Raw genomic sequence first — 21,700 nt, forward strand, 5'->3', positions numbered from 1 at the left:
TTCCTTTGAAGGTCATTGGTAAAATATCATTTACACAGATTTTTTTACAGGCTCTAAGTAAGGTTAGTCAGTACTATATTTTTATATCTGTCTATTATATATATATCTATGTATCTCTCTATAGGTTAGCAGTGGTTAGCGGTGGCTAAATTTGGATATTATTCTTTAAAAGTTATCTTCGTCATCAATCGTATCAACATTAGAACTAGATGGTTTATCGTTAGGATATCGAGGTTTACTTGCTCTCACAGACTGTGCTTGACTAAAGGCTTTAATCTCACTTAATTGCCTATCCAGCTCTTGATGAGAATAGATTCCATTCGAGTCAACCTTAAAGAATTCTTCTAGTATTTCTTTGAGAACTTCCTCACCTCTTGTATCTTTGATATCAATTCTTCTATTAAAGGCACTACCAAGTGGAGGAAGCTTATTACCATTAGTCCAGTAAGCTACCAATAGTTTGATATAAACAGCTACATGGGCATCACTTAAGTTATTAATTTCATGTAAGAACAAACCTACATTCAACTTGAGCCAAGCCATTGGGTCTTTATTAGTTTTAGTTGCCATTATTCTTCATTTCCTTCTTTTTGATTTTTATGCTCTTTAAGCAAAATCGCTAGAGCTTGATTGTTGTTAATTTTTACTTCGTATTTACTTAAATAATTTCTTTGGAATAACTTTAGGTATTCAAAAGTAACGAGCGGTAACGCAAAGCTCCTAAAGATTTTCTTATCATCCATGGGGTACATATTTCCTTATACAGTTAGAATATTTACAATTGGTCTTCCTAAAGTATGTACATCAGGCTGTAAGCCATTGAATTTATGCATCAACCTTGTATATTTGGTGTTACGGGAGTTAAGTGTCTCTTAGCGATATCTGAGCCTTCACCACCAGTCTTAACCCTATTGATAACCTTAGCTACCTTCTCAGCTTCGCGAGTGTCTAAGGTAACTGTAGTAACTGGTGATAAGTCTTGAAGGTCTGAAGGTAACTCTAGAGTCGCTAGGTTCTCGTTGTACTGAGAACGGATATGTGTTGGATGAGTTAAGCTAGTGTCTACTGCGTGGACACCGTAGCGAACCACATAGCATCTGCTCGTACTGCTCTAGCTAAATCACCAAAGCCAACTTCAGCACACCACTGAGAAAACTTTTGGTCTGCCTTATGTAACTTACGTCCAACTAGCAGAGCTTCTCCGACTGACTTCCAAAGTTGCCTCTGTTCTTGCGCTGTGGTCTTAATGGTAGACCATGCAGATATACCTCTGCTGACTATTGCTTGTTGAATATCAATAATGACATATTCAAGAGTAACTTAAGGGTGATAAAATACTGGGGAATTTGGAGCAATTAGAATTAAAGCTTGTGGTACTATTGTGGTACTTTTAAAAACACACCACTCTAAGAACTAGATTGTATGCGGGTTGCAGAGGTTACTTTGAATCCTCAACGCCTCTTTTGGGCACCAAATCAAACCTTATTCTACTCCATTCAACGAGACTCATTATGTCACAAACTACACAATTTGATTTAACTACAGAATACGTAGAATTATGCAATCTACTAAAATTATTAGGATTAGCTGACAGTGGCGGTCGCGGTAAAGCAATGGTGGCGGAAGGGTTAGTGAAGGTTGATGGTTTAATTGAAACTAGAAAAACAGCTAAAATCCGCACTGGTCAAACGGTAGTGGTTGGCAATCAAACGATTAACATTAATTAAATAAGCTGGTGATTGTCACTAGGTCGGATATTTTTCTAAATCAATGAATTATTTCTAATTCACACAACACCTTAACTTACAACAGCTATATTTAGATGAGTAATCAGTAATATGCAATTATCACGTGATAAGAAATCAGCTTTAGAGCGCACTTAAACTCTAAAGCTTGAATCTGACTAAACCTTACCGATACTTATAAACTTTCTTATTGAAAGATGAATATATTTTAGAGGTTTATTCTAGCTACTTTGACAAATAGGCTTTTGAATAAATTAAGCTTGTTGTGGAAAGTCTAACGCAAGCTATTAATAAGTACGTTTTCTTGGTGTAAATGTGGCACCACCAGATTCAATATGCCTGAAAGTAATGCGGCCATTATTGATATCATATGGAGAAAGTTCCAAAGTTACTTTGTCGCCAGCTAGAATTCGAATGTGATTTTTTTTCATTTTACCGCCAGTATAGGCAATTAACTTGTGCCCATTGTCCAACGTTACGCGATAGCGCGAGTCTGGTAATATTTCCATCACCACACCATTCATTTCAATCAATTCTTCTTTAGCCAAATCTAGTTCTCCAGTAATATTTTGAAGCAATTTACAATAAGCAACAATCTCTATAGAGCTTGTTGCTTAAAATGAAAGTTCTAGTAAAAAATACTACTCACATTTAAACTACTTGCAACTGATCCATATACTGCTCGCGCGCATTATAACGCTTGAGTTCTGATTAATCAATTGATTAATCCTCTAAATTATGTGCCAAATACCAACAAATTTATAAATTTACATATTTTTCATTGCTAATCATGATTTATAGAAAATATTGCTTGACACGGCAATTGTTTACAAGTAAAAAGTAATTTCGGCGTTTGGATGTTTAAAGTGGTTAAGTTCTCAAGACTGATTATTTGTTAAAAACCCAATCATTTAGGGTGCCTCCCTTTTTTAAAAGTATGGAATAAGATATGGCTACAGGTTTAGTTAAATGGTTTAATGATTCAAAAGGTTTTGGTTTCATTACTCCTGATGCAGGCGGCGACGATTTATTCGCTCATTTCTCAGCTATCGTAGATAGCGGCTACAAAAGCTTAAAAGAAAATGATCGCGTAAGTTTTGACGTTACAGACGGTCCAAAAGGTAAACAAGCTTCAAACATCCAAAAAGCTTAGTTAACTAGAATCCAGTTAATGGAATTCAAAAAAAAATAGCCCTTCATTGGGCTATTTTTTTATCTTAAAATTGATGGTTTTAATTCAAACCTAAAAGTATTCTAGCCTATTAAAATTTAACACCCACATGACTCCTACCGATTTGATTGGCTATTCCTCAGCCTTTTTAACTACATTTGCTTTCGTGCCACAAGCATTGCACTCATGGAAAACACGTGATTTATCAGGTGTTTCACTACCCATGTATAGCTTGTTTAGCTTGGGCGTATTGGGTTGGTTCATGTATGGCCTAATGATTACGAGTTGGCCCATAATTCTGGCCAACGGCATCACCTTAGTTTTAGCGTGCGCAGTGCTTATTTTAAAACTAAAGCACCGCTAACACGTTTTAGCACTACTTCCCAAGTGCGTAAACCACAATATTATCGCCAGCAGTATAGCCAAATATAGAATTACCCCCTGCAGCGACTGCTACATACTGCACACCATCAATTTCATAGCTGATAGGTGGCGCATTAACACCTGCATCGACTTTAGTTTGCCACAATAAGTCACCTGTATTGCTGTTGTATGCATTAAAGTTGCCGCTGCCCTCACCCATAAATAACAAGCCGCTTTGAGTCGCAAGCAAGCCGCCCATCAAAGGCTGCTCAGTTTTAACTTGCCATCGCATTTTTCCTGTTGCAAGATTGATTGCTGAAATCACGCCCCAACGCGGGTCTTTAGTTGGTTCAGACGATGCATATCGAGTAGAGGGCTTGCCATCCAGAGCATCCTCTTCCACTAAGGTATATTTAATGGGCGCATGTATACCAGCTACAAAACTGGTTTGATTATGCTCATCTAGCGCACTAGGGCTCCAGTTTGATCCACCTAAAATCCCAGGGTAAAGTACAGTGCCTTCTTTACTTGCTTTAGCAAAAAGATTTTTTTGTGGTACGAATGCATCAGACTTCATCAGCAGCTTACCAGTTGCTCTGTCGTTAACGTAATACCAACCAGTTTTACTGGCCTGCCCTACGGCAGCAATAGGCTTGCCGTCCTTCTTATAATCAAACAACACGGGCGGACTCGCTAAATCATAACCCCATACATCGTGTGGTACCTGCTGATAGTGCCATTTAAGCTTGCCTGTTTCAGTATCTAAAGCAATTAGAGAAACTGTATACAGATTATCCCCAGGACGAGAAATGTCGTTCATTTGCGGCGAAGGATTACCCGTACCAAAAAAAAGCGTATTGGTTTTAGTGTCAATAGCAGGCGTGCTCCAAGCAGAACCTCCGCCAAAGCGCCAAGCGTCTTTATTATTCACCATATTAGCTTTTTCAGCAGCAATATCTCGATTGAGCGAGATACCGTCTGAAGTTGTTTCAGCAAATACGCCCTCCCAACCTTGCGTTGGAATGGTATCAAATGTCCAAATACGCTTGCCACTAGCAACATCATAAGCAGCCAAGAAGCCTGGGCGACCATAACGGCCATCAACACCAACCACAGCACCTAGAGGTGCATTGACTGTTGGTTGGTCAATGTGCAGGCCATAACCCACTCCTGTTATGCCAACAATGACCTTGCCATGATAAACGACTGGCGCCATCGCGATACCGACGCCCGTACCGCCATAGGCTTCTTTATGGCTTTTAGCGTCTGCCTGACTTAATGAGCTGGTTTTTTCTGTTAATGCCGTGTCATCGGCAACATCAATATCCCAAATCTTTGCGCCACTTTTAGCATCAAGTGCAATCAAGCGCGCGTCAACCGTACCAATAAATACTTTACCACCACTTACTGCCACGCCTCTATTTGCAGGGCCACAGCACATTTTCCAATTCGCCCTACGCTCATGTTGATAGCGCCAAAGCTCTTTACCCGTTTTGGCATCTAATGCAACGACATGATTGAAAGGTAAAGCTACATACATGAAGCCACCAGTGACGATAGGTGTGGCCTGAAAACTTGCAACAACGCCACTTTTGAATTGCCAAGCCAGCTTTAAGTTTTTAACGTTTTGTGGATTAATTTGCGTGAGTGGAGAAAGCCGCTGATTTGTAAAATCACGGCCAAAACTTGGCCACTCTTTATCTGTACTACTTGATTGAACATTTATTTGCTTAGTAGGAGAGCTACTGCATGAAAGCATTGCGACACTACTTAACAAAACTAAACCAAATAAACCAAATAAACCAGCATTACTCAACTGCTTGCATTGTAAAAGACTGCGCATACAACCTTCCTTTGGACTCATCAATAGCATTTAAAATTTAAGTATACAGATGTGTATACAGTTTGCAAATTTTTATGCCAGATGACGTGAAAGTTAAACTCTAAGATATGCAGCAAATGATTAAGTAGATTGAGAGTCAACTTATGCACAGAAGTAAAATTATGGTGCGAGATTGATAAAATAGCCCGTATTTAACCCAGATAATCCATTAGAACATTTATTTTTTAGCATTTTCCACCAAAACTGTTGCGGATGGCTGTAGGAGGGGCTTGTAGCCCCGAACAAAATATCACTTCGAATCGCCATCGCGATTAGGTGCCGCAAGCCCCTCCTACATTGGATTTACATTATTTCAATTATTTCTAATGGACAATCAGGGTTTAAGATAATGCGTATATAGCTGGCAAATTTCGCCACCAGCCATAAGAATCCATACCACAGCCAAACACATAGAGATTAGGTACGTCTAAACCAACAAAGTCAGCTTTAATTGGTTTTGGATGTGATAATTTCTTTTCTACCAATACAGCGGAATAAACCTCTTTTGCACCTAGTGCAAGGCATTTTTCTTTAATTGCCAGCAAAGTAATTCCCTCGTCCAAAATATCATCTACCAACAATACAGTTCGATTGCTTAGATCTAACTTTGGTAGAGATTGCCAGATAAGCGCATTGCCTACCGTGTTGTTTTGATAGCGGCTAGCATGTACGTAGTCTAGTTCAAGTGGAAATGTCAGTTGTGTGAGTAATTGCCCAGCGAAAACAATACCACCGCCCATCACGCAAATCACAATTGGTCGAGTTTCTTCAAGTTGTAAAGTGACTTCTTTGCCAATTCTGCTTATTGCAAGCTGAACGGCCTCGGATGTATGAATAAGTTGCGCTTGATCGAGCAAATCTTGAGGGTTTAGTATTTTCAATTTGGCCATTTGCGAATTAGTTAAGAAGTTACTTATACAAAAATTAATGAAGTTGAAAATTTAATAATTAAGAAGTTAATGCAGAGTAACTTGCTCAACATCTAAAATGAAATGCTTTTCTAACCCCACTTTATGTTGCTGGCTATATTCTTCAACCCAAAGCTTCAATTCATTTTTGATGATTGCTTCATTCACATTTTCAGTGCCCTCTATCCACTTCAAGAGCTTACTTACCCAAGCAATATCAACCTCACGGGCTTGGGCTATACGCAATTTCTCATGTGGAGTTGGCATAGTATGCTCATCATCTGCAAGTAGCTCTTCGTAAAGTTTCTCGCCTGGTCGGAGCCCTACATATTCGATTTTTATTTCATCGGCTTGAAGACCAGAAAGGCGAATCATGTCAGCGGCTAATGCTGCGATTTTAACGGGTTCACCCATATCAAGCACCATAATTTCTCCACCTTTACCCATTAAGCCAGCTTGTAATACTAACTGCGCCGCTTCTGGTATCGACATGAAATACCGAGTAATTTCAGGGTGAGTAATCGTGACTGGGCCACCTTTGGCAATTTGCTCTCTAAACTTAGGTATAACGCTACCACTACTACCTAGCACGTTACCAAAACGTACGATGACAAAACGTGTACCCATCTCTTCTCGTGCAAGCTTGACTTGTAAACCTTGGCAGACCATTTCAGCAAGACGTTTACTTGCCCCCATCACGTTGGTAGGATTGACCGCTTTATCCGTAGAAATAAGGACAAACTTCTCAACTCCAGCTTCTTTACATGCATTGGCAATGGTGTGCGTACCAATCACATTATTTGAAAGTGCCTCCCAAACATTACCATTTTCCATCATTGGTACGTGCTTATAGGCTGCTGCATGAAACACCACTGCTGGTTGAAACTGTTCAAGCAAACTTTTAACGCGTTGTTTATTTTTAACGTCACCCGTCATAAAATGTAACTTAGTCGTAATCTTTAATGCATTAAGCTCTTGCTCCAACTGGTAAAGAGAAAACTCTGAAATGTCCAAACAAATCAATATGCTAGGATTAAACTTCAATACTTGCCGACAAAGCTCAGATCCAATTGATCCCCCTGCTCCGCTTACCAATACGGCATGTTCCGCAATCAAATGCTGCAAGCCTGAGTTATCGAGCAATACTGTATCACGGCCTAACAAATCTTCCACATCCACTTTGCGAACTTGAGAAACACTCACTTTACCGCTCATCAAATCATCAATAGCCGGCACAGTTAACACTTCTAAGCCTAGATTATTGGCTAAATCTATCGCGGAACGACGTTTTTGATGATGTTCAGAAGGCATCGCAACAATCACATGCTCAACACCTAATCGTCGTCGAATATCGCCTAATGTTGCAATTGAGCCTAATACCTTAACGCCAAATATCTCGCGCCCCAGCATGGTTTTATCATCGTCAAGCAGACCAACAACACGCCATTGAGTGCTCCGAGACAAATCTTTAAGCAAGGCCACCGCAGCATCGCCCGCACCTAATATTAACGTTGGCTTGCCTTGCGACAGCGCGATGCCATAAAGTGAGTGTTCTTTCCATGCTCGATAAGCAAAGCGGCTACCGCCCATCATCAACATTAGTAATAGTGGATCTAAAATCAATACAGAACGGGGAATAACTATTGAACCACTCAACATGAATAGCAAGGCAGCAACTAAGATGGCAGCTGAAGCAACCGCAAATAAAATTCGTTTTAAATCTGACACGCTAGCAAAGCGCCACATGCCCCGATACAAACCATAAGCGACAAAAACGGCACCTTGTAATGTTGCAACCCATACGATGGATTGCAACATGTACTGAAGATGTAAAGGGGGGATGGCGAAGTTAAAGCGTAACAAGTACGCTGCAAACCAAACAAAAGCCGCTACTGCAATATCATGCAATAGCGCCAAAAAAGTAAGTGGATTAATCAGTGATTTGGTCATTTAGTTAGGTTGTTAGAGTATTTAACTTTGTATTCTTAGATTTTTTACATTGTATCAACATAACATCACTAAAATATAATATTGCCCTCACAAAGCATATCTGAGTCTGATACTAATGCTGAATACCATCCCTACGCAGTACTTTCAAAAACGTTAAAAATATAATTTTTAAATCTAGTAAAAAAGACTGCTTGTGCAAGTACTCTACATCAAGTTTTACTTTAATTGGAATAGGTAACTCGTCTCGACCATTAATCTGCGCCCAACCAGTTAAACCAGGTAACAATTTATCAACACCATACTCTGTTCTTAATGCTACCAAGTCATCTTGATTAAACAATGCAGGGCGTGGCCCCACAAAACTCATATCACCCTTAATAATACTCCAAAGTTGTGGCAATTCATCTAAGCTAGATTTGCGCAGAAATGATCCTATAGGTGTCAAAAATCGTTCAGGATTATTAAGTAAATGTGTTGCAAGGGCAGGTGTATTGACGCGCATCGAGCGAAACTTTGGCATTTTAAATATTTTATTATCACGGCCTACACGATCTGACCAATACAAAATTGGCCCTGCAGAAGTGATGCGTACCAATACCATGACTGTTAAAATAGGCAAAACCATTATTAAAAAGGCAATGCAGGCTAAACATAAATCAACAAACCGCTTAATCATACGATTTTCCTTGCACAATAACCTTCAAGCCTTCATCTACAGAAAATGGCGGCACCCAACCTAATTCACGGCGAATTTTACTGCTATCCACTTGAAGAGATCCAACGATGCGAGCAATTTGATCTGACTTACCCACCAAACGCCCAGCAAGCTTCAACAATGCAACAGGGAAAGGAAACAATCGGGGGCTTTTATCCATAGCCAGCGATAATTTCTTTAGTAAATCTGAAGTGGAGATATCTTCACCATCGCTCACTAAATACGTTTGCCCCGCAGCCGCTGGGTGTGTTGCACATAAGATCAAAGCGTCAACTAAGTTTTCAATGTAAATTAAACTACGTCTATTTGTAACAGATGCAAATGGAAGTGGTAAACCACGAGCGAGCACTGACAGCATTTGCGCAAAATTACCTTTTACGCCAGCTCCATAGACCAAAGGTGGACGCACAACTACAACTTCAAGCCCAGTCTCTTTTGCTATTTTATGTAATGCTTGTTCAGCCTCCCACTTAGAAACCCCATAAGGATCTTGCGGTGCAGGTACATCTTGCTCACAATAAATATGATTACCAGAAGTTTCTTCGCCATGCACTTTAATAGAGCTAACGTACACAAAACGTTTAACACCTGCTTTAGCTGCACAACGCGCCAAACGCTCAGTTCCCACTACATTCAATCGGCGAAACTCCGCTAAAGGGTTATTAGAGGTCTCTTGCATCACATGTACTCGGGCGGCAAGGTGAACCACGACATCGCAACCTTCTAAAGCTAATGTCCAATCAGTCGTACCTCCAATATCACCAACCAAAATATTGTTAATGCTATGCAATAAAGCAGAGTTAGTCCGTGTGACTCCAAGAACATTTAAACCACGTGTAATAGCCTCAGCATAGAATGCCTGTCCGACAAATCCATTAGCACCAGTCAAAAGAATTTTCATCCTAGCATCCGCGTGTGCTCTAGATATATCTCTTTTAGTGCATTGAATAAAATATCTGCAGTGAAATACTTATGCACTCTTAATCTTGCACGCTCACCCAATTGCACTGCTTGGGCTGGGCTTTCTATCAAGGTGCACATTAACTGGGTTAACTGCTCAATATCACCAACTGGAAAAAGTATGCCCGTTTTACCATTTTCAATAGCATCAACCAAGCCAGCAATGTTTGATCCAATAGTAGGAACACCAATTGCTGCAGCATCAATCACAATGCTACCGAAACCCTCTCGATAGCTAGGTAAACAGAGAACATCACTAATTGCTAAATATAATTCATGATTAACTACTCTTCCGATATTCAGAACGTGATCTTGAAAAATAGAGTTTGAATTAAGCACTTTTTCAACTTCACCATTAGACTCATCGGGTCCGACAAACAACAGTTTTGCTTGTGAGTATTTTTGAGCAACGATAGCGAACGCACGTAAAACATCGACAGCGCCTTTATCAAGACTCTTACGAGCTATAAAAGCAAAAATGAAATCTGTATCCAGAATACCAAACTGTGCCTGTAAGGCTTTTACTTGACTAGGAACCAATTGACTATCGAATCTTTGAATATCAACTCCAGAAAGAGACCCCCTGGACAAAACAGGTAAAGGTTTACCATTCAGAGAAATATTATTTTTATATAAAAATTCAGATTGCGATGGACTGTCCGACAAACATACAGTGTTAAGTAAAACAATGAGTTTATCTAAAACTCTAAGAAATAAACGCACCAACCCTCTTTTGTTAGCCCAAACCTGGCCAGTAAATGTATGTATACGAACTGGAGTGCTACATATGAACCCAGCCAATGCGCAAATCAATCCAGCTTTAGGCATTATAGAATGTAGAATATCAGGCTTGTATTGATGAATCAGCTTACAAAGACTAAGTAATGCAGAAAAATCAGAAAAGATATTTACCTTTCTTGTAAGCTCAATATCGACCCACTTTATTTCTGGATAATCCAGCCTGTAAATCGACACCCCTTGGCCTGCAACACACACATCAAAGTCTTTAGTAAGTCTCTTAAGGGTATTAGCTAAATGCCAAGGTATACATTCTGAGGTTGTCACCACTCTCAAAACTTTTATACGTTTCTGATTAGTCATGTCGCTTAATCCAAGCATCAACCATTTCTTTAAAACCATCCTTAATAGAAATACGGTTGCAATAGCCAATATCAGTAGCAATTGACTTTGATGAATATATTACCCTACCAGTAACTGCATCAATTCTAGACTGCTTGAGCGGCGAACCTGGAATTTTCTCAGCGATACTAGCTATTAACTGCAGCACTGTCTCAGGAAACCTTAATTTTGGATAAGGCTTATCCAAAGACTCAGCGATAATCTCAACTAACTCTTCTATAGTGCAATAATCAGAAACAATATACGTTAACGGGTTTCGATATAAGGGCACAGATGCACACAACATAAGTGCATCTATTACATTGTCTACATGCACATAATTTACTATTGAGCCTTTTTTTCCAACATAAAAAAATAGCCCACGATTAATAATTGATATAAGCTGAAATAATGATTGATTAGGCATATCTGCACCATATACATTTGATGGCCTCAGAATAACAGCGGGCATGCTATTACTTACAGAATATTCTGTTACCAACCTATCTGCCTCAGTTTTGGACTTCTCATAAAGATTGTTAGGTCTTAATATACTTTGCTCATTAATCAGCGACTCTAGCTTTGCACCATAAACGCCAGTGCTACTTAACTGTACCCACCGACCAACTTTACCTTGTGCTATGTCAAGCAGGTTTTGTGTTCCTTTTACATTAACCTTCCACATTAGAGCCTCGTCTTGCAGCTCTGCTGCCAGATGGTAAATCACATCAGCACCTTCAACGAAGCTATATAAAGCCTTATTAGGCTCGGCCAAATCGGAGAGATGCCCTTCAGCTCCATCGAAGAGATCAAGTGACTGTGGATTTCTGGTTAAAAATCTAACTTTATGCTTAAGCGCTAAATGCTTCTGCACGAGTCTCTTACCTATAAAACCAGTAGCCCCTGTAATAGCGACAATCATAATTGCGTGTATATTCCGAAGGTAATTAAAATTACGCGATATTAATATCTATTCATCAAAATAAGTAATTTCAAAATTAGGTTATCCAAAATACTTTGGCGCCAGATTTTTCTATTAAATACTAATCTAAATCGCCCTAGAAATAGTTTTTTTGCTCCCAAAAACTCTAGAAGCAAAGCTTTTGCTTCATCTGAAAGAACTTCACTATATCTCTCTAAAAAAGTCTCTGCCTGATCGCTAAATCTAAAAACACCATGCTTAAACAAACTAAAGCGCTTCACTCGCCGTATATAGCTATCCCATACCGAAGTTGCAGCACCTATGGCATTGTTTGAATGCTGCCTATAACGCATAGTAGATTGGTCATCAAAGAGCACTTCACCAAAACATGAGATCACAAGATAACACCATGAGTCATGCATCAAACATCGATCAGGTAGTGACTTTATTATCAAATCTCTTGCACTCTTATTAAGAACTACAGTACATCCCGTAGCAATATTTTCAACTAATGCGTTACCAAACCCAATTTTTTCAGGCTGAGGAGATAATTTGATAAATTGATTATTCGCATCAACATAATCAAGCCTAGAAAAGTACATAGCTGGAATATCTTCAGGTAGCGATCCAAGTGCTAAAACGGCCCTCTCCAGCTTATCTCTATTCCAAATATCATCTTGATCGCAAAATGCATAAAACCCAGCATCGCCAGAAATATCTAGCAAGCTAAAAAAGCTCGCTGCAGGCCCTATATTTGCATCAGGCCTTTGCAAAAAAATCCTATTTTCAGAAGCCACTTGTTGCAGAATACCGTACGTTGAATCTGATGAACCGTCGTCCCTCACAAAAATTCTAATATTTTCGTATGTTTGTTGGTATAAACTTTGTAACTGCTCATGTAAATATGCTTCACCGTTATAAGTAGATAGAAGCACATTGACTTGATTAGATGAGTCGGCATTTAACATAAAGAGGTTAATTTAAGTTGATGCGTAAAGTAACACTCTCGGCCCATTTCGTTCCGAGCGTTTTTCAACGATTTCCACATTATCAAATCCGCATTGTTTTAAACAAGCAACAATATCATCTAGCAACAACCATTTAGAGTGGTCATACATTCCAGAAAAAGACTCTTTCTTGCCATATTCCATATAGCGCTTATACGAATACTCTCGACCATCAACAATATATGAACTGTCAGCTTCTTCAGATAAAGAATAGTGAGTATCAAGCATGACACCCTTTTTTACGTAATGCTTCAATGCCAGCAAATGGCTTATTGGATCTCTCAAATGATATAAAACACCTACATGGTGGATAAAATCACAAGCCAGTAAAGAATAATCTTGAGATTTTAATTCAACATCACATTTAAAAACAGCAGGGCTCTTTTCATGCATTCCACAACGCACTATGGTTTTTACGACATGGTCCATTCTAGAATCCACAGCCGTTACTTTGCCAGCGTACTGCAGTAAACCTAGTGTATGAACGCCTTCAAAACATCCAACCTCAAGTACGTGTTGACCGTTTAAATTAAACCGCTGATGCATCGCTACAATTCGCTTATCGGGTATTTCTTGTGGCTCAATACGTTTAGAACCCCAAGCAACCATACCAAACCTTCGACCATTTGCATCTGAAATAAAGCTATTCCAATCCAGCAGGCCATTCAATTCACTTAAGTCTTCATCAGACAAATTATCCACATAACTTTTGAGCCCAGGCTTATAACCATTGAGTGGTAATTTCTTTGCCAGGGATATTTTCTGAAACTTCCGTATTTTTCCTAAGATAAAACCTTTTACTCTTGAGAAACTCATAACATTACAATCCTTAATTAAAATCAAACTACTGTTCAACAAGAGTGTAGTGAAAAAACCACTAACAAACATCAATCATGTTTTTGCAACTAAAAGCTTAGCAAAACTTGTCTTACCTACTAAATCTAGAAATGAAGTTAAATTCTTCTTATTATCTTCATTTATAGCTATTAATAATTTAAAGTTGGGTGATTTTAACTGCAACGCATAAACCGCAGTCATACTCTCCCCTACTATTAATGTACCTTGATATGTTTTAATCGAATCTTCAAGTGCAAAATCAGATCCTATAATAGACGGACAGCTTTCAAAGGCTTTGACATTTTTATTTGGATTAGAATGCTTCACTAAAAGGACTCTTGAAGCACTTAAATCAGGCAATATTACTGACCCAATACCTGGCGACTCTACTAAAACCACATCAAAATCACTTAGATCTATTTTTTGTTTACTACTTCTAGCAATCTCTTCAAGTTCACACACATTAATCAAGTTAAACCCGCTAAGCCATGTGGCAAGCTTAGCATCATAATTGAAGGTGTAATAATTGCTGTCTGACTTAAAATCTGAAACGACAATATTTCTTGGAAACTCTCTGAAAGTATCAAGACCATCATCTATCACAGACAATTTTTTTGCGTACTTTGAATAAGTCCTTATCAGTCGACCACCTCTAAAATGAGGAACGCATATTTCAAATGGTGGAACGAAACAGCTTTTAAATAGATAGGTAATAAAAGTACATCTAGAATATGGAATCAAGTTGAAATTGTTAAATCTAGTCACATCACACCTAATTGGGTCGTAGAAAATTATTGTTTTAGTTGTTCGTTTATCTTTATCTGCCAAATTAACTGCGATAATAAGTGATATATGATTTGCACAAAAAATTACTCTCCTCTTCAGTAACATAATACTAATTCTTAGAAATAGCTAACAAGCACTCTTGCCAACTATCAACAACTTTAGAAAGAGAAAAGTTTTGCTCCAGAATTAGCTTGCACTCTTTTATTCCTTGATCTCTATTTTCTTGATTTAACATAAAAGACTCCATACCATCTAACCAATCATCAAGAACAACATCATCTCTGAATGCCTCATAGCTCGGGATGCTAGTTGCTACAACTTGCAAATTATGAACAATAGCAGTAGCTAATCGATTATTAGTCTTACATATAGTAAAAGGATTAACACTGATTGGAATTATTGCAATGTCATTATTAAACATAACTCTACTAAACGTATAGTAATTCCAATCGACGTAAATAGAGGGTACAGAAAGTTGTTTTGCAATATCCTTATACTTACTCTTACTATTACTCACAATGGTTAAAGAAATTGGTGAAAAGTTATGATGCGCTAATAATTGATCTTTAATTAATAAAATGTCTTCCATACCTCCAGCAGCATTATTACCTCCATGATTGCCAAACCATATCAACTTTCTTCCCTTTTGAATATGTAATGACCTAAGTTTTTTCTTGTAAAAATACAGTTCCAATTCACAATATGGATGGGAAATTTTAGTAAAAAAATCCGGCTCAAATGGCAGTTCTGTTGAATCCCCTATCACTTTAACTTCAATAGCTTTAATTGAGATCTCTTGCAATACTATATTTGCCAGAGCTTCTGAAGAACATATAACAACATCAACTGCTAGTATTGCATCTCTTAACAACCCTGCTCGGTCAGACCAAATATTAGAATTATTGTCATAGTAAAAATGGTTATCACATATATCTAAAACCAATTTAGCTCCATATTTACTTCGTAAGCTTATCGCCGTTTTGAGAGTACGTGCATCATAACGCTTAGAAAGCACCAATACTTTTGGCTGAACGCGTGTATGATAGAAACCAGCACTAAGCCCTCTTTTCTGAAGAGTCTCAACAATTTGCAAACAACGTAATCGATAACTTGCAACCTTTTTATTTCTAATGTGTGGCCAAAAAACAATATCCATTTATATTCTCTTACTTAGGTTTTGCCCATATTTCAATACGCCCACTAAGCCGTGTAACTCCTAGCAACCAACCCAACATCATCCTTAGATATGCAGCAGAAGATGCAGTTTTCATCCATCTAATAACCTGAAGAGTTTTGGCATGATTGAAATCATTGGCCCAATATTCGGCACTCGAAAGCAACGTCATGCAGTTTTTTTGCCAAACAACTCTTTCTAATTTCCAACCTGAATTATTTAAAACAAATTCCAAAGTCTTAGGCGTGTAATGAAATAAATGTGTAGGTAATTGCCAATCATAGCATCGCTTATTAAAAATAGTTTTAGCTAAAGAATTTGCATCAGGCACTGAAGCAATTAAATAGCCATTAGGTTTAACCCAATTACGTAATTTACTAAGCACTTGTATTGGAGCATGCAAATGCTCCAATACCATCCAAGCTACAATTACATCAAATAGTTGTTCTGGTTGTTTTGCATTTTCTAAAGTAGCCGTCTGAACAATAAAACCTTTCTCTCTCGCCACTTCAGCTGCAGTATCAGAAAACTCAATACCCTCTATACTCCATCCTTGGCTAAGCATTTCCTCCATAAAAGACCCAGAAGCACAACCCAACTCCAACATCTTTCCAGGGGCTAAAGACGGTATCTTTCGCGCATCAAGTCCTAATAGCGATCTTAAATACTTTTTGATCACACCACCCCTTTTAGATGGCAATTTATCAACCACAAGGTAAGGTGCATAGTCATCAGGATAATAAGCCCCTATAGTTTCAGCCGTGGGTCTAGGATTAGTTCTTTTTAATCCACAAGTTACACACTGAACCACATTAAAATATCCAGGAATTCCATGCAATCTATCATGTCCAGAGAAGACTAAAATATCATTCACATGACAGCCGTTTGGACATGAAACTGATTCTAGAGTTATATTTTCAGGGTAACTTGATAACAATCTTCTTCTCCAAAATAAAATACATAAAGAGTGCATTCACCAAATAATACACAGAAGTCCCAGCAACTAAACCATAAAGTCCGAAAAATATAAATCCCAATGACTTTAATGCAACCCCTAACAAAAATCCAATAACGCCTATATGCATAGGCGTTTTCATATCACCTAAAGCATAAAAAACTGCTACCAGAATTGAACCTGAAATAGCGCCATAGAGATAACCCAACAGCAAAACAAGCATTAGCCAAATAGACATAGCTGTTTCTGGAGACGATATAATAACCAATCTCATTAAGTCAGCAAAAATTGGATATACAACTATGAGCGCGGAAAATACTAATAACACTCCAATACTTACGTGCTTTAAGCCACCTAAATATATTTTTTTAAGTCCAGCGTAATCATTTTCTGCAACATACCTTGCCATGGTAGGTGTTAACGGCATACTTATCACCTTCTCCATGATTGTGGAAATCGCACTCATTGCGGTTTGAGCTAAACCAAAAATAGTCATGGATCCTATAGGCGCTTGTGAAATCCAAAAGCGATCTATCAATGGGGAGGTTTTGTAAATTGTTGCGCCAAATAAAATAGGACACATTTGCTTCCAAGTATCTCTTTGGGCTATTCCCACTTTAAGCTTAACTCTTGGCCACCCAGCAATACCATAAAGCATTAAGAACACCAAAACAGCGCGTAAAGTTGCAATCCATGCTGCACTCTCGATACCGTAATGTGGAATAAACATTATCATCAACAATAAAGATACTACCGTTCCTAACATGGAAATTAGCTCACCAACAACAAAAAGACTTCTAGCTCGAAGTGCAATAATCAACAATGAAGTTTGAGTGTTAAATCCAGCAGCTACAAGCAATGGGCCAACAAGAAGAGTTGTTAGCTCTAATTGATGTGAAAGAAAACCCGGGAATAGTAATTTTGCCCAAAATCCTCTGGTTAGCCAAACAAATAGGTACATAACACCACCTAAAAGCAAAGCCTGACTTTGAGCAATAGATTGCTGATTACGCCATTCAGTAAAATTTTTATTCAGAATAGCTAACTTTGGCAACCATACACTTTGTAATGCTGTGCTAATAATGGCAAATAAAACAGCCGGTAGAGATTGAGCAGCAATATAAGCATCAGTTTCATGTCCAACACCAACCATTCGAATGACAAGCAATTGTGCTGTAAATGTAGCAATGAGTTGTATAGTAACAACAATGCCTATATTTAAACTCTGCTTCAAATATTTTACCTACTTTACTCAGTTTGATTTTTACTAATAATTCTGGATATCAACACGAATATTAGAAACAATAATTACTGCTATCATTTCTGACGTTGCAGGCAATAAGCCATTTCTTTATTTTCCGCAAACCACTCTTCTGAAAAATCCACATTCTTATATTCTTCAAAATATGGCCCCCCAACAGTCCAGTGAACGTTCTTTACATCAGCAGGTGGCTGATCGTACTCGCCTACCAACCAGTTCCAACGTACATTCAAACCACCGATTTCATCATCTTTAAGCCAAGTAAATCGATGAAGGTCCATTGGGGTAGCGGTATTAACAAAATCTGGAGTTACTACTCTATTTGCAGGATGTGAACAATCCCATAACACTACTGAAGACCAATTCTTTTTAGGGTATTTGTATTGAACATTATTAAGATATTTAATGTCATCTCTTGGCTCATAGTCATGCTTGACGACATAAACTGCTTTACCAGGATCTTGCTTAGCGACATTAAACATTTCATTTATATCGGTACGTAACATCATGTCACAATCAAAAAAAGCTGCATATCCTTCATAATCACTCAAGTATGGAACTAAAAAGCGACTGAAAGAAAATTCATTTGACTGTTTAGGGTCACGTTCACGAGTATATATATCCTTTAAATTAGTTAAATTTACTGGAATTATTGATACTGGCTGAGAACTTCTGGTAAGAATAGAATGTGCCATAGTATGCCAAGCAACACTTTCAACTTGGTCATATCCTATAAAAACCTTTAAAAGCTTGGAACTCATAACATTTATCCTTATTAACTTTAACGCCCACTTACTGGCAGAAATTCAGTAATGCTAACCTGCCAACTCTTTACGAATTACTTCAATTTCTATTTCCAGCTTTTCATATTCTAATATTTTATTTTTCAAAAATCTTAAAGTGACTTTTGTTTTTTCCTCGATGCCACTGGGGGTAAGTAAATAAATGTAAGCTAATTTATTTTTACTATTACGAAAATTAGTAGCCTTTATTAATCCAACATCAATCAAAGCTCTTAAACAAAAATTTGTTTTACCCAAACTAACTCCTAATGCTTTTGCAAGCTCACGTTGGCTAATTTCAGAATCATCCTCAATCAGTTTTAATATTTTGTACTTGAATTCATCAGTTAACATATGTGAATTAAATAATTAGTGTTCATGGACTGAACGCAATTCTAACAAAAACGAAACGCAACATACAACGTTATTGCAATATGTAGTTACAAAAACAAGCTTCACTTGATTTCAGTAGATACTTAATGCTAATTTTTCTGATAATAATTTTTCAGTATTCGTACTGTTGAAAAGTACTGAAATATATGTGATTTAGATTAGTTAACACCACCCGTAAACTTTTTAATATCCCGCTGCTGCCGCTTTGTCGGCCGCCCTGCGCCTCTGTCACGTATAGCATGCTCGCCTTCACCTGTTACTTTTGCATTTTCACGTTTAGTTATACTTACTTGAGTTTCAGTATACAAAAGTGCAGCTTCGGGCGCGCCTCTGCGGATGTTTGATAAGCCAATCACGCTGACTTCAATCTCAAAATCTCGGGTACGAATATGAATGATTTGGGCTATGTGTACTTCTTTGGCAGGTTTAACTCTGTCACCGTCAACATGAACCTTGCCAGTTTCAATCGCGGCCGTGGCTAAGCTGCGGGTTTTGAAAAAACGAGCGGCCCATAGCCATTTATCTAGTCGGCATTTCGCGTCATCATTTTCTATTAATTTAGACATTCTTTATGCAGGCGTTTTACTTGGTCAATATTTTAGGTGAGTTATCTTCTAGTATTTGTTTAAAGGCTATTAACTTGGCTTCGGCAAGTTGATTAATTTCTTGCAAAGTATGGCCTGTGATGTGTGATATTCCATCAGCTACATTGTTCATTGTGGCGATATGAAATTGTCCATTGCTAACAGCGTCAATCACTTCATCACTAAGCATTAAGTGTCGCAAATTACGTTGTGGTATTAATACGCCTTGCTGACCATCTAAGCCAATATCCTTACAGACTCTAAAGTAGCCTTCTATTTTTTCGTTTAAACCACCTACGGGCAATACTTCACCGTGTTGGTTCATTGCCCCAGTCACGGCAATGCCTTGTTTGATAGGCGCTTGCGCGAGTGATGACAGTAACGCAAACAACTCTGCACATGAGGCAGAATCGCCATCTACACCGTTGTATTCTTGCTCAAACACCAATGAAGCCGTAAGATTTAATGGGTTAAATTGTGCAAAATTAGTATGTAACCAGCTTTGCAATATCATCACGCCTTTATCATGCGTTGGACCGCTCATAGAAACTTCACGATCTATGGTCAGCACATCTAAACGACCAGCATAACAGTTTGCCGAGATTCGGACTGGTGATCCAAAGCTTGCATCCGCAAGGTCTATGTGCGTTAGTCCGTTAATCTGCCCTACTGATTCGCCATACACGTTAATCATCAATTCATTATCGACAATTGAATCGCGCGCATGTGCTTCAATATAGCAATGGCGCGCATATTTACGGTTAATTGCAGCTTTTACGTCTTCTTTCGCAACTAATTTTGCGCCACGCAACTCCGCTGCGGCGGCGCTTTCTAGCATGAGTTTTTCTAACACAGCAAACTTAGTACTGATACGCGTTTGATCTTCTTCTAGTCTATGCATGGCATGCAATAGGGCCACAACAGCATCCGCAGTAAAATGGCTACAGTTAAATTGCTGGCATTTCTGTGCGATAAATGCGGCATAGGCGGCGTAATTTTCTGCGTTGGCTTTCACTTTTTCAGCGAATTCAATTTTGATAGGAAAGTAGCTGAAAAAATCATATTTTTCATCAATGAGCTCATAGTAGTCCTCACGTGTTGCGATTAACACCAGCTTCACTGAAACTGGAATCGCATCTTGTGCGCTGACAAAACTAGAGCCTTGACTGCTACTGCTGGTTAAATCTTCAATTTGCAAAGTGCCATTGCGTAAAAAACGGTGCAACTTTTCAAGTAGCTGAGTGCCATTTTGTTCATCCGCCAAAATATCGCGCAGATGCAATAACAATGCACCGCCATCTGCACGCAATAAGTTACCAGCTCTTAAGCGCATAAAATCTGGCGTATTGCTTGAATCTCCTGCACTCTCGATGCCGCCAAATAATGACTGTAAACTTGGGTCATTGTCGTAAATGACAGGGGCGTGTTGGTTTACCGCATGCTCAACCAGCACGTTAACGCGATAACGCCCAAAGAAACCTTCACTCAACAGCGCATCTAAATTGTTATCATCAGCACTGGCACTTGGTTGCCAAGCCTCCAAAGTATCTAGAATGTCTTTTTGTAATAAGACAAAATATTGAGTGAGTTGCTTGTTAGCTTGAATTTTTGGAATATTTGTTTTGATCGTACTTATCTGAACATTCAGAAACTCTTGAATTAATGTCGACGCGTTATCTTTAATTTTAGCTTCTAACAGGTTGGCTAATTCTTTAGCTAATTGACGTACAAACTGATCCAACCCTTGTTTCAATTGCGTGCCAATACCAGCAGGCAGCTTTAAAAACAGCGGCTTAGTATTGCTATCAAACTGATGAAGTACAATTAAGTCAGAAGGCGCGGACTGCTTAGACGCAGCTTCATGCATAGCGCTTAACATGAGCGTTGTGCGACCAGTGCCAGGCTCGCCAAGTGCGAGTAAATTAAAGCCTGCTTGCTGCAAATTTAAACCAAATTCAGCCGCCTTTTTAGCCTCTGATTGCGCCACCCAGGCCTGATGCTGCGCGCTTTTGCTATCAACGGCGATAAGTTCTGAAGTATCAGCAAAGTTAAATTTCTCAGCAGAAATATTAAGCGTTAATTGCTGTGGTGATAACAAAGTCGAGCTTGTTGATGTTGAATTGGTAGTGATTGACATGGTGCCTTGCTAATTATTTAAGTGTTAATTTCGTATAAATTTGTATTAA

General features: G+C 38.5%; 24 protein-coding genes. 3 read left to right on the forward strand and 21 right to left on the reverse strand.

Features of this window, described 5'->3' with window-relative positions:
- Nucleotides 1-165: 165 nt before the first annotated feature.
- The 3 genes from PSV17_RS00005 to PSV17_RS00015 form a co-directional block, all read right to left on the reverse strand.
- On the reverse strand, nt 166-570 hold the full coding sequence (locus tag PSV17_RS00005; RefSeq protein WP_300478217.1) for a DUF1376 domain-containing protein: 405 nt from the start codon (nt 568-570) through the stop codon (nt 166-168).
- Nucleotides 570-743, reverse strand: coding sequence for a hypothetical protein (locus PSV17_RS00010; RefSeq protein ID WP_300478220.1), 174 nt, complete (start codon nt 741-743; stop codon nt 570-572). The genes PSV17_RS00005 and PSV17_RS00010 overlap by 1 nt, the downstream gene beginning before the upstream one ends.
- A gap of 89 nt (nt 744-832) precedes the next feature.
- The gene (locus tag PSV17_RS00015; protein WP_300478223.1) at nt 833-1,090 is read right to left on the reverse strand and encodes a hypothetical protein; all 258 of its coding nucleotides are present in this window, start codon (nt 1,088-1,090) and stop codon (nt 833-835) included.
- Between the two features lie 421 nt (nt 1,091-1,511).
- Here PSV17_RS00015 and PSV17_RS00020 point away from each other — a divergent pair, with 421 nt between their 5' ends.
- Entirely contained in the window at nt 1,512-1,727 is a 216-nt protein-coding gene (locus PSV17_RS00020) for an RNA-binding S4 domain-containing protein (RefSeq protein WP_300478226.1), read from the forward strand.
- A gap of 305 nt (nt 1,728-2,032) precedes the next feature.
- Here the strand turns inward: PSV17_RS00020 and infA are convergent, their stop codons facing one another.
- Entirely contained in the window at nt 2,033-2,293 is a 261-nt protein-coding gene (gene infA / locus PSV17_RS00025; protein WP_300431427.1) for a translation initiation factor IF-1, read from the reverse strand.
- 401 nt (nt 2,294-2,694) lie between these two features.
- Between infA and PSV17_RS00030 the strand changes: the two genes are divergently transcribed.
- Together PSV17_RS00030 and PSV17_RS00035 are read left to right on the forward strand one after the other, a co-directional pair.
- Nucleotides 2,695-2,898 carry a cold-shock protein gene (locus PSV17_RS00030; RefSeq protein ID WP_013147957.1) on the forward strand — a complete coding sequence of 68 codons (204 nt, stop codon included), beginning with the start codon at nt 2,695-2,697 and terminating at the stop codon, nt 2,896-2,898.
- Between the two features lie 127 nt (nt 2,899-3,025).
- Nucleotides 3,026-3,280 (forward strand): SemiSWEET transporter, encoded by a 255-nt coding sequence (locus tag PSV17_RS00035; RefSeq protein WP_300478229.1) that lies wholly within the window; start codon nt 3,026-3,028, stop codon nt 3,278-3,280.
- Nucleotides 3,281-3,292: 12 nt separating this feature from the next.
- On the opposite strand, the gene PSV17_RS00040 is transcribed toward PSV17_RS00035, so the two are convergent.
- The 17 genes from PSV17_RS00040 to PSV17_RS00120 form a co-directional block, all read right to left on the reverse strand.
- The gene (locus PSV17_RS00040) at nt 3,293-5,122 is read right to left on the reverse strand and encodes a PQQ-binding-like beta-propeller repeat protein (protein WP_300478231.1); all 1,830 of its coding nucleotides are present in this window, start codon (nt 5,120-5,122) and stop codon (nt 3,293-3,295) included.
- Between the two features lie 380 nt (nt 5,123-5,502).
- A complete protein-coding gene (locus PSV17_RS00045; protein WP_300478233.1) occupies nt 5,503-6,042 on the reverse strand; it encodes a hypoxanthine-guanine phosphoribosyltransferase in 540 nt (179 codons plus the stop codon).
- A gap of 75 nt (nt 6,043-6,117) precedes the next feature.
- Nucleotides 6,118-8,019: a nucleoside-diphosphate sugar epimerase/dehydratase gene (locus tag PSV17_RS00050; RefSeq protein ID WP_300478235.1), complete on the reverse strand. Its 1,902-nt coding sequence runs from the start codon at nt 8,017-8,019 to the stop codon at nt 6,118-6,120.
- 112 nt (nt 8,020-8,131) lie between these two features.
- On the reverse strand, nt 8,132-8,695 hold the full coding sequence (locus PSV17_RS00055) for a sugar transferase (RefSeq protein WP_300478237.1): 564 nt from the start codon (nt 8,693-8,695) through the stop codon (nt 8,132-8,134).
- Complete coding sequence (locus PSV17_RS00060; RefSeq protein ID WP_300478239.1) at nt 8,688-9,635, reverse strand: SDR family oxidoreductase; 948 nt, start codon at nt 9,633-9,635, stop codon at nt 8,688-8,690. The genes PSV17_RS00055 and PSV17_RS00060 overlap by 8 nt, the downstream gene beginning before the upstream one ends.
- On the reverse strand, nt 9,632-10,795 hold the full coding sequence (locus PSV17_RS00065) for a glycosyltransferase (RefSeq protein ID WP_300478241.1): 1,164 nt from the start codon (nt 10,793-10,795) through the stop codon (nt 9,632-9,634). The genes PSV17_RS00060 and PSV17_RS00065 overlap by 4 nt, the downstream gene beginning before the upstream one ends.
- Entirely contained in the window at nt 10,788-11,735 is a 948-nt protein-coding gene (locus PSV17_RS00070; RefSeq protein ID WP_300478243.1) for an NAD(P)-dependent oxidoreductase, read from the reverse strand. The genes PSV17_RS00065 and PSV17_RS00070 overlap by 8 nt, the downstream gene beginning before the upstream one ends.
- Nucleotides 11,736-11,776: 41 nt before the next feature.
- Nucleotides 11,777-12,703 carry a glycosyltransferase family 2 protein gene (locus PSV17_RS00075; protein WP_300478246.1) on the reverse strand — a complete coding sequence of 309 codons (927 nt, stop codon included), beginning with the start codon at nt 12,701-12,703 and terminating at the stop codon, nt 11,777-11,779.
- Between the two features lie 12 nt (nt 12,704-12,715).
- Nucleotides 12,716-13,558: a class I SAM-dependent methyltransferase gene (locus tag PSV17_RS00080; RefSeq protein WP_300478249.1), complete on the reverse strand. Its 843-nt coding sequence runs from the start codon at nt 13,556-13,558 to the stop codon at nt 12,716-12,718.
- 75 nt (nt 13,559-13,633) lie between these two features.
- Nucleotides 13,634-14,182 carry a hypothetical protein gene (locus PSV17_RS00085; RefSeq protein WP_300478252.1) on the reverse strand — a complete coding sequence of 183 codons (549 nt, stop codon included), beginning with the start codon at nt 14,180-14,182 and terminating at the stop codon, nt 13,634-13,636.
- A gap of 292 nt (nt 14,183-14,474) precedes the next feature.
- Entirely contained in the window at nt 14,475-15,521 is a 1,047-nt protein-coding gene (locus PSV17_RS00090) for a hypothetical protein (protein ID WP_300478256.1), read from the reverse strand.
- Between the two features lie 10 nt (nt 15,522-15,531).
- Nucleotides 15,532-16,476, reverse strand: a complete 945-nt coding sequence (locus tag PSV17_RS00095) for a class I SAM-dependent methyltransferase (RefSeq protein ID WP_300478259.1) — start codon at nt 16,474-16,476, stop codon at nt 15,532-15,534.
- Entirely contained in the window at nt 16,457-17,728 is a 1,272-nt protein-coding gene (locus tag PSV17_RS00100) for a lipid II flippase MurJ (protein ID WP_300478262.1), read from the reverse strand. The genes PSV17_RS00095 and PSV17_RS00100 overlap by 20 nt, the downstream gene beginning before the upstream one ends.
- Nucleotides 17,729-17,811: 83 nt before the next feature.
- A complete protein-coding gene (locus tag PSV17_RS00105; protein ID WP_300478264.1) occupies nt 17,812-18,516 on the reverse strand; it encodes a glycosyltransferase in 705 nt (234 codons plus the stop codon).
- 54 nt (nt 18,517-18,570) lie between these two features.
- On the reverse strand, nt 18,571-18,891 hold the full coding sequence (locus PSV17_RS00110) for a MarR family EPS-associated transcriptional regulator (RefSeq protein WP_300478266.1): 321 nt from the start codon (nt 18,889-18,891) through the stop codon (nt 18,571-18,573).
- 197 nt (nt 18,892-19,088) lie between these two features.
- On the reverse strand, nt 19,089-19,496 hold the full coding sequence (locus PSV17_RS00115) for an RNA-binding S4 domain-containing protein (protein WP_300478269.1): 408 nt from the start codon (nt 19,494-19,496) through the stop codon (nt 19,089-19,091).
- A 16-nt stretch (nt 19,497-19,512) separates the two neighbouring features.
- Nucleotides 19,513-21,651 carry an AAA family ATPase gene (locus PSV17_RS00120; RefSeq protein ID WP_300478271.1) on the reverse strand — a complete coding sequence of 713 codons (2,139 nt, stop codon included), beginning with the start codon at nt 21,649-21,651 and terminating at the stop codon, nt 19,513-19,515.
- Nucleotides 21,652-21,700 lie beyond the last annotated feature (49 nt).

The organism is Methylotenera sp. (assembly GCF_029946165.1).
GTDB lineage: Bacteria > Pseudomonadota > Gammaproteobacteria > Burkholderiales > Methylophilaceae > Methylotenera.

What these genes read in the sequence shown, in the direction of transcription:
- PSV17_RS00005 (WP_300478217.1), bottom strand. Translation starts at nt 570, where the DNA reads ATGGCAACTAAAACTAATAAAGACCCAATGGCTTGGCTCAAGTTGAAT.
- PSV17_RS00010 (WP_300478220.1), bottom strand. Translation starts at nt 743, where the DNA reads ATGGATGATAAGAAAATCTTTAGGAGCTTTGCGTTACCGCTCGTTACT.
- PSV17_RS00020 (WP_300478226.1), top strand. Translation starts at nt 1,512, where the DNA reads ATGTCACAAACTACACAATTTGATTTAACTACAGAATACGTAGAATTA.
- PSV17_RS00030 (WP_013147957.1), top strand. Translation starts at nt 2,695, where the DNA reads ATGGCTACAGGTTTAGTTAAATGGTTTAATGATTCAAAAGGTTTTGGT.
- PSV17_RS00035 (WP_300478229.1), top strand. Translation starts at nt 3,026, where the DNA reads ATGACTCCTACCGATTTGATTGGCTATTCCTCAGCCTTTTTAACTACA.
- PSV17_RS00040 (WP_300478231.1), bottom strand. Translation starts at nt 5,122, where the DNA reads ATGCGCAGTCTTTTACAATGCAAGCAGTTGAGTAATGCTGGTTTATTT.
- PSV17_RS00050 (WP_300478235.1), bottom strand. Translation starts at nt 8,019, where the DNA reads ATGACCAAATCACTGATTAATCCACTTACTTTTTTGGCGCTATTGCAT.
- PSV17_RS00055 (WP_300478237.1), bottom strand. Translation starts at nt 8,695, where the DNA reads ATGATTAAGCGGTTTGTTGATTTATGTTTAGCCTGCATTGCCTTTTTA.
- PSV17_RS00060 (WP_300478239.1), bottom strand. Translation starts at nt 9,635, where the DNA reads ATGAAAATTCTTTTGACTGGTGCTAATGGATTTGTCGGACAGGCATTC.
- PSV17_RS00065 (WP_300478241.1), bottom strand. Translation starts at nt 10,795, where the DNA reads ATGACTAATCAGAAACGTATAAAAGTTTTGAGAGTGGTGACAACCTCA.
- PSV17_RS00070 (WP_300478243.1), bottom strand. Translation starts at nt 11,735, where the DNA reads ATGATTGTCGCTATTACAGGGGCTACTGGTTTTATAGGTAAGAGACTC.
- PSV17_RS00075 (WP_300478246.1), bottom strand. Translation starts at nt 12,703, where the DNA reads ATGTTAAATGCCGACTCATCTAATCAAGTCAATGTGCTTCTATCTACT.
- PSV17_RS00080 (WP_300478249.1), bottom strand. Translation starts at nt 13,558, where the DNA reads ATGAGTTTCTCAAGAGTAAAAGGTTTTATCTTAGGAAAAATACGGAAG.
- PSV17_RS00090 (WP_300478256.1), bottom strand. Translation starts at nt 15,521, where the DNA reads ATGGATATTGTTTTTTGGCCACACATTAGAAATAAAAAGGTTGCAAGT.
- PSV17_RS00105 (WP_300478264.1), bottom strand. Translation starts at nt 18,516, where the DNA reads ATGAGTTCCAAGCTTTTAAAGGTTTTTATAGGATATGACCAAGTTGAA.
- PSV17_RS00110 (WP_300478266.1), bottom strand. Translation starts at nt 18,891, where the DNA reads ATGTTAACTGATGAATTCAAGTACAAAATATTAAAACTGATTGAGGAT.
- PSV17_RS00115 (WP_300478269.1), bottom strand. Translation starts at nt 19,496, where the DNA reads ATGTCTAAATTAATAGAAAATGATGACGCGAAATGCCGACTAGATAAA.
- PSV17_RS00120 (WP_300478271.1), bottom strand. Translation starts at nt 21,651, where the DNA reads ATGTCAATCACTACCAATTCAACATCAACAAGCTCGACTTTGTTATCA.